Here is a 12,962-nt window from a genome sequence, read left to right as displayed (position 1 = left end):
ATCAAAAAAAACAATTGAACGGCGGCCCTGTTCAGGCTCGCCGTACTAATGGTTAGAGGTGATTAAATCGTGCCACAATGGACCCATTGATCCCGAGTTCCTGTTTCCAGTCGGTAGTCACTCTGCCCGACAGAGGGTCTTCATCACTTGCATGCCACGAGGAACTGAAAAGCTGTCCGTCAGGATCGCTCAGCATGTGAAGGGAGCCAAAGACACTGTCCTGGACAAGCAGAGAGTAAAATCCTCCCTCATTATCCCATACCTGATAGATAGCACAGTTATTAATCTTGAATGTCATCAGGCCTGTGAGATCACTCTTCATGTCCAAAGTTATCCCCAGTTCCGCAAACCTTTCTGCGTGGTAGCTTAGTTCACGCAGCTCGCTTCCCAGATGGGTTCCGAAGAAAATCAGCGTATAGTCTTCGTTATCGACAGTTATCTCCCGTAAACATTTCAGCAATTCATATTCGTCGCGAACGTTGATTGTCTGGAGGGGCTGCAGTTGACTCAGTCCATGGTAAACGTCACGAAGCAGAGTGTGTTTGACGTCAGAAACTGATGCCAGTATTCCAGAATTAGTACTGATCCCACGGGCTAAGATATTTTTAGGCATGGTTCCGTTAATTGACCTAGCTGTCCACGCTATCTCCCCGCAGTTTGATGTACTGTAAGAAAATCGGGAAAGCAGTGCATCTTGGGCAAGCATAGAGGGTAGTTCACGGGTAAGAGTAAGATCGGTATTTTTCAGCAACTCAGTATCAATCTCAGCGTTAAGAAGTTCTGAATGCATGCTTCGGCTGAAAGCCTGAATATAGGCATCGAGAGTTTCATTAAAACATGCTATCTTCTCTTTAAAGGCTTTATCAGACATTAAATATCCATCCGATGGCATGTCTTCACGGCGTTTAATTCCCTGGAGTTGATAAATAATCTGTTCCTTCTGATGATAAGTAAACAGATTATCGTTCAATGCCATCCTTACGCGCTGGGTGACAGGCAGGGACTTAGCGGAAAGATAAAAAGCTATATCAGCATAACTGGTGTAAATATTCCGGACATCTTCATATGTTCCCATATAGATACGCCCGGATATGTTCTCAGTTTCATTAAATGATGAAAAAGCCTTTACGAGATCAGATAGCGTCTTGTACCAGGAATCCTCACTGTCGCACGTACGACATTCCAGCCTGATAATAATGTCAATAATATCAGTCGAAGATGTTAATGACGTCGTCATGAGATCATGCGCACCTGTCGGATAGACAACTTCAGAAGTAAGAAGTCGTTTTATAACCTTTTTTAGACGTACATTTTTTTTCTGCTGTATATGCGAAAGAATATATCCGGCAGTGAGCAAACGAATATCTGTCAGTGCATTGTAGAAAATGATTGCCTGTGCAGCTTTTTCTGAATATTCATTTCCTCGCAGGACAACCTGCCAGACCGGTTTTTCAAAGGTCTGCGTAAGATATGACGGCGTCAGAAAGAAGCTGTGCCAACGGTACTGTTCAAAGTGCTGTTCAAACCTATTCCGGCTGAACCAGAGTAAAAGCATATCCGTACTGTGATCTGAGGCATAGCGGTCGTCTGACATCACTGCTGTCATGACTATCCGGGCTGTCTCATAAAGATGATAAAGCAGTTCAGCAGAGTCATCATCAAACCTGTTTTCGCCGCGGCCCTTAATACGTCGCCACATGTACCAGCTTTCCCATTCTCCTATAAAATCTTTGACAATTTCCCTGTGACGCTGCTCCTGGCTGACCGACAAAGTTTCTGCATACCCTCTTTTCCAACTGTTCAACGCGTGCCAAACGTAGAAAAGAGATTCTATACACTGCTTAAAGTCGACGATTTCACGGCTGTCTGAATCACGATATACAGAGAATGGTAAATCAATAATTTTACGGAAATATTCACCCGTTGTTTCCAGCGACTTTACTACCTCGTGACTAAAAGTGTAAAAATCATGATAGAATGACTGGCTGAACGTAAGTGACATACCTGAACCATGACATTCATCAATATAGTTTCCATCAGCGTACCGGAAGCTTTTTTTCAATGTTGTGTATGTATCAATTAGCCGGTCTGTTGCGATGATAAAGGTGCTTATGTTTTTGTCTTCCAGAGCATCATAAACCTCACCGTAAAAATCACGGGTAATGTGTCTGTACTCTTTCCAGTTTCGTTTCGGGCCTTTTATAAAACATTGTCTGAAAAAGAACGGCCACCACCAAGGGATAATCACGTCAGTTGAGGAAAATAATGTTATTATGTTATCCTTTTTTGCCAGGGACGGCAGGATAATAATCGAGCCATTCTTATCCTGCACAGGTTTCAGCAGGTGTAACAGAAAATTTAGTGGCCTAAGATTAACATCACTGATTTCCATATGATCCTCAATATGGAGTTTAACTGAGCCCATACTTTCTTCGCTTGAGACTGAGTAGGGGAGAATGGTAATTCCCTTAATATTATCCTTTTCTATTTGTGAGCCGGGATATTGTATCCATGAGTATTTCAGGGAGCGCAAAATGTGGTCTTCAACAATCTGTGACTGAAAATACTTCAGCATGAGGTGATCGCGTTGCTTATCATCCAGAATGTTTAGACTGGTGATAAAGAACCATATCGAAAGTGCAATATTGAAAAGCATCCAGATTAAGGCCGTAACTGCAAATGCCGTATCAAGATATTTGTCACCTGCAGATATAAATAATCCACTAATCAGTATAAATGCAGCAAGTGATAGCCCGCTGAGTCCGGCAAACATATAACCTGAATGCAACTGATAGGCGTTCTGGATGTGTATCCTCGACGATTTTTTCTGAAAAAGTACGCTGATAAGTCCGACAACTAGCGGGAACACAATCCCGATTATCGTCAGCTGGCTGCCAAGCAGGTTCGACATCCATTCAGGAAGTTTAGTAACGTTTTTCAGATGATTAGCCCCAAAGCTACTAAATTCAGCACGAAAGCCTATCGCTATGAGAACAGCACTGCCTGCCATAGCCCAGAGTAAAAACATGGCTTTCAGGTAATGCGTGGAGCAGTAAGCCTGAGCCCTCTCAACAAGGCTCCAGCGATGCTTCTTATATGTCTTATTGCATTTGAGGTTGTGTTTGAGTTCGGCTCTCACTTTAGTTGTGAGGCGATTAAGCAGTATGCCAAGCATAGCGTTCCTGATATGTGGAGGATCAATTAATCATCTATCATACGTCCAGTTTGCAGAAAATTTCCTTAAAAATACGTCTGGTGTACTGATGAACATTCGGAATGTTATTTCCTGATATACCTTTTTCGGATATGCGGATAAGAAGAGAGGCACTGATATGGGAAGTGCAATAATGAATGATGGTTGTTGTGTTAAATGTATCATTACCTTTGGTGAACGAAATGACACCCATTATTATGATAAGCGCATAGGTAAGGCAGGCGGGTTACCCATATAAATGTCCGCTGAGTGCCAAAAACGGTCATGAACGACCATTTTTCGGGATTAGCGGTGGATTGCGTACAACTAAAACCACATTCATGTTTTGCTTCTCTCCAACCGCTCTAGGATGTTATTCAGTCCCGAGTGCGATGTGATTCCGCTCTTACAGGCGAGGTAAAAGGGAAGATCAAGATAGATGCCAGTTTTAAGAGCGCGGACGAGCAGTAGGATCTTCCCATCGTCGATCTTTGCAACATCATCTGTCGTTAGAATTTCATTAGATGCACACAAAATAGACCAATTTAGTTGTGAGTTTATATTTAGATTCAGTGAGACGCCGTCCGGAGTTGAAAGCAACACAAGGGTTACTGCATTAGGGAACCCCACAAGGCTATTGAAGTTCGGAACAACGTTCTTGGAGAAGAACGTGCTACCACGAACTTCAGGCTTATCGTTGCCTTCACGATGCCAGAGCCCTTTGTGCAATTCTTTGCCGTAGGCTGAATCGAGAACTTTATGTCCAAAAAGACAAAACGAGACGCCTATTGCAAGTTTACAAAGGAAACGCTGATCAAACCTCTGGTGAACCGTGACCTGCATTGTCCGCATTTGCCCACCTTCAGTATTGGCTATGAAAAATTTTGTGCGTGCTTTATCCAGCTCATCAGGTTGTGCAAATCCAATGCTGACCGGATCAGCGCCCTCTACCTCGCCGCAAAGAATTTTTTTGACTCTACGACCGTGAAGTGCTTGCTCAAACGACAGCCATGTCTTGAGCGGATCCCGGGACGTATTTTCGGAAAATAGGAAATACGCTCTTGTCTTAATACTTTTCATGGTCCGCGGATTTCCGCCCACGTACGCAGACAATCTCTCGTCGTGTGGGCGAAGCCAAAATACCTGTTCGCCATGCGGTCCCAACCACATTTCACAGACGTGGCCCTCTGGAAGGTCAGGAGGACAAAGGTCAGTGGTACCCATGCACGAGAGAGATACCCCTACTGGATTATCCTTATCATAAAATGCTGAGGACGCTTGTCGCAGCCAATTAGAAACGATCCAATTCTTCTCGAAAGACGCATCAACAAATAACCCAAGGTTACTGTTACAGCTTTTGCATACGTTCCGTGTCTTAAGAAAGTCGGGAGCATGTGCCCCACCCAGAAACTGCGGAACAACGTGTTCTAGAGTGAACTCTTTATCATCTTTTTCTTCACGACAATATATGCAATGTCCCATAGGTTCTTTTCACTGATATTAGAATAAATTGAGAATAACATATTGTTCGCATGAACCTGTAAGCAAGTCGTAGATCACACTAAGTCCGTTCAAATTTCAGAGCCTGCAACCTACTTGGTAGCCCCTCATAATGACCAGGCCGTCCGAATCCAGTCTCTATACATGGAGCGGCAGTTATCGGTTAATAAGGCCCTGCGCGACAGGCAGCAATGTGCCAAAAGTGGAAGTTGCTAAATCAGTCTATGTTAATCAACGGGGAATAAGTCAGGCCAAATTCAGTGTGCCACGACATCATCCTCAACATGGTATTGATGCTGGCATTCAGCCTGAAAGGGCTGCTGCCGTGTGCCATTCCAGTCCCCGGCCCGTCCTTTGCCATCCCGTGCGGCGTGGTAATGCTGATTGGTGTCATATATTTTGCGGTATTTCTGGACGCGGCCCCGTCACCCCCGGAGTTTGTTGATTGGGCGCATAATGCCCTAAATGTCGGCAACAAGCCGGAGGTGGATCGAATGGCGGAGCAGACGCGTCTGAACAACACACTGCTAAGCCCACCGCGCATGACCGGGGATGGGTTTTATGAAGCGGTGATTGCAGATCTGGACCAGAATCAAGTTGAGCTGGTGGGGTGTGATCTCTTGAAAACCGCATGTAGATACCTGTATTGGGTAGTTAAAGTTTCCAGATATTGATAATAATATATTAAAATTCACTCAGATAAGTAATCAATGCCCAACAAGCATAATGGAGCTCCCGTGGACATAGCAGAACATGACGTCAAATTTGCATGGGCTCGTTTTTATGAGACTTTTGCCAGCGCGTTACTGACCTGGCGGGACCGGCGAGACGAATTAGTCAAAGGCATTCACCTGGTTGCCGCAGATGTCGACGGGATGTCCCATTTACAGGATAAACCCACCAAGGGTGAGTCCTTTCCCTTAAAAGACATTTGTCCGTTTACTACTATGGGCTTGTTCAATCGCAGCCTGACCGACACAAATCGCAAAATTATTGCCACCAGGCTGGCGAATTTGTTGGGCGTGAACGAACCTGTTCCTGACTCCTTTGCCGGAATCCCGCTGTTGAATAACCAAAAATCTTGGTTCTTTGGTTATGAAAGGTCGCGCGATCCTGATGACATTGAACGCTTGTGGGAGATGTTCTCACAAGCACTGACATTTGCGGATAACCAGAATACCAATTCTGCAGACTTCACTTCCGCATATGACATCGCTTCTGCAGTGATGAATGTCGGCTGGAATCTAACCATGGGGCTGTACTGGGCCCGTCCCTGGTTCTACCCTACTTTAGATAGCCAGTCACAGTATTACATCCAGAAAGTGTTAAACATCAAGATCCTTAAAAATGGGGCAAAAGGTCGCTGCAGTGGGCAAAGCTACCTTAGCATTATGCAAGCGCTTAACAAAGCCTTTACCCAACCCAACTATCCGGTTCATTCCTTCCCGGAACTCTCTCTGTCAGCGTGGAATACCGATCTTAGCCAGTCTAAAGATGAAGTGGAAAGTCGAACGTGGAAAGCATCTCTACTTAATAAAATTAAGGCATTATGCCTGAAAAAAGATAGCCCTTATTTCACTGCTTCGGAGTTGAAAGAAAACTACCTGGACGCATTCAAGGCAGAACGTCCTGAGAGCAAAACGGTTACAAGCTCAATCTATTTTTATCTGCAGAAATTACGCAATGATGATGAGTTAAAATTCCTTGAGTCCGGAAATTATGAATACCTGAAATTTGAAAAAAACGAATCCCAGACGATAACTGAGGAAACAGTCGAAGAGAGTGCGCCGCCACCAAAACTCACTCACGCACCTTACTCCATCAGCCATCTGATTCAGGAGGGCTGTTTCCTGGAAAAAACGAAGATCCAACTCACACTTCAGCGCCTACTCGACAAGAAAAACCTGATCCTACAAGGACCACCAGGGACCGGGAAAACTTGGCTGGCGCGCCGTCTGGCGTACTGCTTAATGGGAGAACAAGCGCCTGAGCGTATTAATGCGGTGCAATTTCACCCGAATCTCTCTTACGAAGATTTTATTCGTGGCTGGCGTCCAGGGAAAGAGGGACGATTAACGCTAATCGATGGACCTTTTATTAATGCAATCAAAACTGCGATCAATAATCCTGCCGCGAAATATGTTGTGATTATTGAAGAGATTAACCGTGGCAATCCTGCACAAATATTCGGTGAAACACTCACCTTGATGGAAGCTGATAAACGTACACCGACGGAGGCGTTGGCGCTCTCCTACAGTGAAAATCCTGATGAAAAAATCTATATCCCTGAGAATCTGTATATCATCGGCACGATGAATATTGCAGACCGCTCCCTAGCACTACTCGACTTGGCACTGCGCCGCCGTTTCGCTTTTATCGAGCTAAAGCCAACGTTTAATGACGCGTGGAAAAAATGGGTAAATCATAAATTCGCAATTGATTTAGACCTGTTATCCATCATCGAATCTCGACTGACGGAGCTCAACGAGATGCTGGCAAAAGACACCACCTTAGGGCCGCAGTTTTGTATCGGTCACAGCTATGTCACACCAGCCACAGGCCAGCAAATCAACGAAGCTCAGGCCTGGTATGCACAGGTCGTCGATACAGAGATCTGCCCTTTGCTCGCCGAATATTGGTTTGATGCCCCAAACAAAGTCGACGAAGCCAGAAAAGTGTTATTAGCAGAATGACGACAATAACCAGGAGTGAGCAACATAAAGCGTCACGCATTCCCGTGCGAAATCTTTGGCTGCTGATGCTGTACGCTTCAGATCTGTTTCGCCAGTTGGGACGCGGTCATATTGCGGTTGAAGATAACCCAGCAGAAATACCCGATCTGGTGGCGACAATCTTGCTACATGAGATTGAGCTGCGACGTCGTCGCAATTTAAGCATGGGATACCAACCCCGTCATTCGGTCCTGAACCGTGTGAGAGGACGCATTGATGTACTATATACGGTCAGTCATCAGTTGCTGGAGCGGGGTCGGGTCGCCTGCCATTTTCAGGACATGACCCTAGACAACCCACGTAACCGCTATGTTCGCTGCGCGTTAGAACGTCTAACCCCGATCATAGCGAAGCCGTCCCTAGCAGCAGATTGTCATGTTATGGCCATCTCACTTCGCCGTGAGGGAATAAACGGAGGATATCCTGACGACCGCGAACTGCCCTCGGTGCGGCGTTTTGGACGCCATGATGCCGCTGATAAACCGATGGTCGATGCCGCACAATTAGCTTTTGAACTGCTGATGCCAACCGAAGATCAAGGGCAACATCTTTTGCCCGCGCCCTCAGATAATCTTTACTGGATGAGAAGGCTATTTGAAAAAGGTATTGCGGGCTTTTATCGTGTACACCTAGCCAAACCAACCTGGCAGATCTCAGCCGGGAAAGAGCTGAAATGGGCGTTGAGTGATCAAAGTGCGGGCAGCGCAGAGATTTTTCCGACGATGAAGTCAGACATTATTCTTGAACACAAGATGGCCCAGCAACGCATTATTATCGATACCAAATTTAATGCGATTCTGACAAAGGGCTGGTATAGGGATCAATCGCTACGTAATAGCTATATTTACCAGTTATATACCTACCTTAGAACACAGGAGAGCAAGGAGGACCCACTTTCGCTCAATGCCGCTGGCCTTCTACTTCATCCCGCAGTTGGCTATATGCTCAATGAGTATGTTGTCACTCAGGGACATAAGATCCATTTTGCTACGGTAGATATGGCGGTAAATGCCAAATCAATTAAAAGACAATTACTGGAATTAGCTCATGATTGCGCGGGAGTCACGGCTGATGATTTGCTACTTCATAAATCAGTGGCTGCAAAATAATATACTGTTGCAGCCACGTAGTGGACTGACCCTACCCCGGTAGACGATCCTGCCCTATAGTTGTTAACAGACCTTTACCCCCTCCCTGATGACAAATGACACTACCGAATGCTGGTAGCCTCTCATCTCTGAGTCCGGAAGTTATGACACTTTTGCTGAGAAGAAAGCTATGACCTTGAGTTACAACCAATACAGGCCAGAACAACACTAAATATTCAAAAGAATGTTGTAGTATTATCGCTTAAAATGGGGAACTTAACGTTTATCAGGTATCGGTGCGTTCAGTGAATATGAAAAACGAAGTGTACATCCCACGTATTCTGATAAAAGATAATGAGAACTATACGCAAGAAGAGCTTCTGGCTACAGCCAGACACATCATTGTGCTTGCTGAACCTGGCGCAGGGAAGTCCGAGTTGTTAAAAAAATTAGCCGTAACTTTGGGCGCTGAGCACTTTACTGCTAATGTTTTCAATCAAATCGGTCCTGAAGGAAATAACAATGCCGTTGTTATTGACGCAATTGATGAACTTGTTAAGCATGAACAGACAGCGCTTAAGCAACTTCTTGGTTTATTGCGTAAATCTAGGCCAAAGCAGATAGTACTCTCCAGCAGGTCAAGTGAATGGGACCAAGCTTCTACACGACTGTATCAGGATTTCTTAGGGCATGAACCTTTTGTCGTAAGACTGAAACCATTTGAGGAACAGGACCAACGCGCCATCTTTGAAGCCTATAAACCAAGCGAAGATTTCAACAGATTTGCCAAGGAGCTCGAGCGTTTCAATCTCACATCACTATTACCCAACCCAAAGTTTCTTCAGCTTTTTTCCGATGCGTATGTTGAAAGCGATCGTCGCTTCAATGATAAACGTTCCATTTTCAGGCTATCTGTCGAGCATCTGGCTAAAGAGACAAATGAGAATACCATCATCTCAGATGCGGATTTATCTCCTGCGCAAAAAGTCTCGTTATCAGCGGAGATATTTGCGAAACTGTTACTATCCGGAGCAGAAGGCGTAACAATAAGCCAAGCTGAAAGTAATAAACTCTACCCGCTTTTATCCTCGCTTTTTAGCGACAAGAAAATTCCAAGATCGATTCTCTCCACACGACTTTTCAAGCCAGGAAAGAAGGAAGGAAACCACCAACCTGTTCATAAAATTGTCGCGGAGTATTGTGCTGCACAATATTTCATAGAACGTATTGAATCAAATGTTAAAGCATTAAGCATTTCCCAGTGCATGAGTATCATTGCGCCTAATGGTGTTGTCAGAGATGAATTAAGAGGTCTGCTCGGCTGGATGGCAACGATAGGTAATCGTTCCCTTCAGGAGTCAATAATCGAAGTGGATCCCTATACCGTGCTTGCCAGTGGCGTCCCTTCCGAATTGCACCCAAAAGCTCGCATCAAGCTCATTCGCCGTTTACGCAGTGTTTCTCAAGATGACCCTTTCTTTCGACGTAGTGATGAATGGCGCAGATTCAGTATTCATGGTTTCTTCACTTCTGCAGTAGCCGAAGAAATTAAGGATATTTTAGATGAAAAAAATGACGGTCAGTTGAAAAAACTGGTACTGGAACTAATAGAAGATTCCGATGCGATTGATATTTTACGTGAACAATTGTGTGCATTAGTACTCAATCCTCAAGAGCAGGAATCTGTACGTCGGTTGGCATTTTTTCGATTATCGGAAGCCAAGTCAGCTTTTAATGAGAATTTCCTCAAGGCCCTGTTGCTTGAATGCAGTCCCTTATCTCTCAATATTGCGGCTATTTTTCTCAAAAGAAGAGAAAACTCACTTGATGAAGTGGATATGTTAGTTAAGCTTTTTCATGACTCAGCAAACATTCACTCCCGTAGTGCTTTTATATTTTCAGAATCTGAGTCCAAAAAGGCCATCGATTCATTAATCGACAAACTGACGCTTGATGTGACTGACACAATTTTAGATAGATTATCCTCAACACTCACCTGCACTTGCCATAGAGATTTGTATGCTTGTAAATGCAGCAGGGCATTGAGCGAGATCATTTTCTCTCTCTTGGATCGCCATATGGCGCTTGCAACAGCACCACATGATCCCGTGCAGGTGTGGATGTGGCTTAAAAACCTAAATATTGCCTGTAGTAACTTCAAACAGGACAGAATTTCTGTAAAGGTGCTCAGGGAAGATGAAGCATTGAGGCACGGTATTTATGCACTGGCATTTGGATCTTTAACCAATATCGATGAACTAGTGTTGACCAGAAAAAAAAGTTTTCTGGGCAACTGGAGCCATCCTGGCTTGCACATTGGGGTTGAAGATCATTACTTTCTACTTGAACTTGCATTTGAATTAGGTAACGAAGCGTTGTGGGAATCATTACTGGTAGCGCATATCAGACAATCCTTCCCAAAAGATCAGTTTTTCATAGAGTTGCGGCAGCTATGTCGTAAACATGCCCGCGAAAATTCCCATCTACTGAAAATTTGGAAGGCGTTTGATCGTTCAAGTGCAAAGCACCAGTTTAAGATAGCAAAATCTCAACGCTATGCGGTCCGTAGGCAGCTTCGTGCTCAGAAAAATCTAGTTATTCGAACTGAACGAGCGCTAAATGCTATACGTATGAGCCACGAAAAGATTAAACAAGGAACGGATCTAAAAGTCCTGTCCCTATTTGCTGATCTCATACTCAGCACAACGAATAAAATTCCTGAGCAGCTGGGTGATAGATCTTTTCTGAGTATTAGTTTGCAAAACGCCATTCCAAAGATCTGCAAGGATATAGGATATCCAAGAGATTGGAGGAGGGGTCTTATTCAATTGAAATATAATGGATTAGAAAGAATTTTTTATGCTGGCTGCTTGGAAAAATTCCGAAGCAAAGGTACCCTAGCAGACCTAGATATTGGGCTCATTAAGATGCTCAGGGCAAACAGTTTCTGGAGCCAAAGTATAATGTCAAATGATGAACACAATGCGCTATGTGAGGAAGTCAATAAAATAATATTCTCCTCTCCCCAGACGGCTGAGTCATTTTTCAGAGAGCTTATTGAACCTGAACTTGCGATCAATGCTGTATCCGAGCAACTTGATGTTCTGAGGATGGATGCCCACTTCAGCCAATTAAATTCTGATTTAGCTTTAGAATGGTTGATAACATTCCCTGCACTTCATTTGGTAAATCTGAGTAAAATCTTTGATATTGCCTGTAATGATAAAAATCGTCATGCAATTGATACACTCATTGCTCAACGGTGCAGAGAGTTAATGCAGCAATATCAATTCACAATTGATAACGCTGAAATGGAACAAACCCTAATGTTTTGGATTATTCGAGCTTTCTATTTTCTGGACGAAACATTTAGTGATTACTGGGAATTGATATGTAAACAGAAGAAAAATCTTTTATTGTTTCATGGTTTAAATTTTAACTTACCCGAATATGACATTATCTACTGGCCTAAACTTACCCCCCTCAAAGCCCAGTATTTACTCAATGGGTTTATTAAGTATTGGTCTGATATTGACGATATGGCATCTCATCATAGCGAAAGAGCTGAGTACGAGAATGCTAACCATATTTTACATGAAATAATATGGTCTTTAAACCATGCAGAACCTAGCCATGCTCTGCCAATTATTGAAATCCTTCTAAAAAATGAACGAATGAATCGGTTTAGTAATTCGTTAAAAAATGTCAGAGCCTCATTAGTCCGTAAGCTTGGGCACCTTAATTTTAAGCCCCCTTCTCCATCAGCAGTCGTTGAATGGCTGGACAAAGATTCAGTTGCAACCGTAGAGGGCTTAAAAGAGCTCATTATCGAGCAATTATATGCTTTCCAACAAACATTGTTTGGTGGGGAATTTAATACGATAGATCGCTTTTATAATGGTGCACAACACCTAAGCGAAAATAAGTCCACTGAAATCATCGCGGAATGGCTCAATAACCGTCTTGAATCCAAAGGTATATCTATAGTACCAGAGCATCAGATGCATGCTCAAAAACGGTGTGATTTTACTGCGACCAAAATGATAGGGGGAAAAAGAAGACTTCTCGTTACTGAAGTGAAGGGGCAATGGCACAATGAATTATATACTGCAGCGGAATCACAACTTAGTCAAAAGTATTCCATTCATCCTAGCGCGGAAAAACAGGGGATATATCTTGTACTATGGTTTGGTAAAGACGAGTTAATTGCAGGTAAAAAGAATACTAATATCTCTAACGCACTACAGCTAAAGCTGAGCATCGAAGCCCGACTTCCATCTCAGTTGCATGGGCTAATAGAAATCTTTGTATTAGATATATCTCGCCAATCCGTTAAAAATTAGGTGAAGCACATTTTTTCTCCGTGAATTAATACATTATGATGTAAAAATGTCCTAAGAACTTCCTCTTCTCGTTCACAGCAGACCTTAAGCACTGTTAGTTCTGACA

Annotated in this window: 6 protein-coding genes and 1 pseudogene; 4 read left to right on the top strand and 3 right to left on the bottom strand. The window is 43.7% G+C overall.

What is annotated here, in order from left to right; all coding sequences use genetic code 11:
* Positions 1–52: 52 nt before the first annotated feature.
* The 3 genes and pseudogenes from ACU8YC_RS13430 to ACU8YC_RS13420 all read right to left on the bottom strand — a co-directional run.
* The gene (locus tag ACU8YC_RS13430) at positions 53–3,175 is read right to left on the bottom strand and encodes a hypothetical protein (protein ID WP_446895440.1); all 3,123 of its coding nucleotides are present in this window, start codon (positions 3,173–3,175) and stop codon (positions 53–55) included.
* Between the two features lie 357 nt (positions 3,176–3,532).
* On the bottom strand, positions 3,533–4,273 hold the full coding sequence (locus ACU8YC_RS13425) for a hypothetical protein (RefSeq protein ID WP_446895477.1): 741 nt from the start codon (positions 4,271–4,273) through the stop codon (positions 3,533–3,535).
* Between the two features lie 234 nt (positions 4,274–4,507).
* Positions 4,508–4,675 (bottom strand): annotated as a pseudogene (locus tag ACU8YC_RS13420) (HNH endonuclease); the annotation flags it as partial.
* Between the two features lie 278 nt (positions 4,676–4,953).
* On the opposite strand from ACU8YC_RS13420, the gene ACU8YC_RS13415 reads away from it, so the two are divergent.
* The 4 genes from ACU8YC_RS13415 (at position 4,954) to ACU8YC_RS13400 (ending at position 12,856) form a co-directional block, all read left to right on the top strand.
* Entirely contained in the window at positions 4,954–5,367 is a 414-nt protein-coding gene (locus ACU8YC_RS13415) for a hypothetical protein (RefSeq protein WP_446895439.1), read from the top strand.
* 63 nt (positions 5,368–5,430) lie between these two features.
* Complete coding sequence (locus ACU8YC_RS13410; protein WP_446895438.1) at positions 5,431–7,386, top strand: AAA family ATPase; 1,956 nt, start codon at positions 5,431–5,433, stop codon at positions 7,384–7,386.
* Positions 7,383–8,534, top strand: a complete 1,152-nt coding sequence (gene mcrC, locus ACU8YC_RS13405) for a 5-methylcytosine-specific restriction endonuclease system specificity protein McrC (protein ID WP_446895437.1) — start codon at positions 7,383–7,385, stop codon at positions 8,532–8,534. Before ACU8YC_RS13410 ends, mcrC begins: the two co-directional genes overlap by 4 nt.
* A 290-nt stretch (positions 8,535–8,824) precedes the next feature.
* Entirely contained in the window at positions 8,825–12,856 is a 4,032-nt protein-coding gene (locus ACU8YC_RS13400; RefSeq protein ID WP_446895436.1) for an NACHT domain-containing protein, read from the top strand.
* The last annotated feature ends 106 nt before the right edge of the window (positions 12,857–12,962 follow it).

This window comes from Citrobacter sp. VF227 (assembly GCF_052950715.1).
The sequence above is the reverse complement of the archived record's forward strand: the minus strand, read 5'-3'. Positions and strand labels throughout refer to the sequence as shown.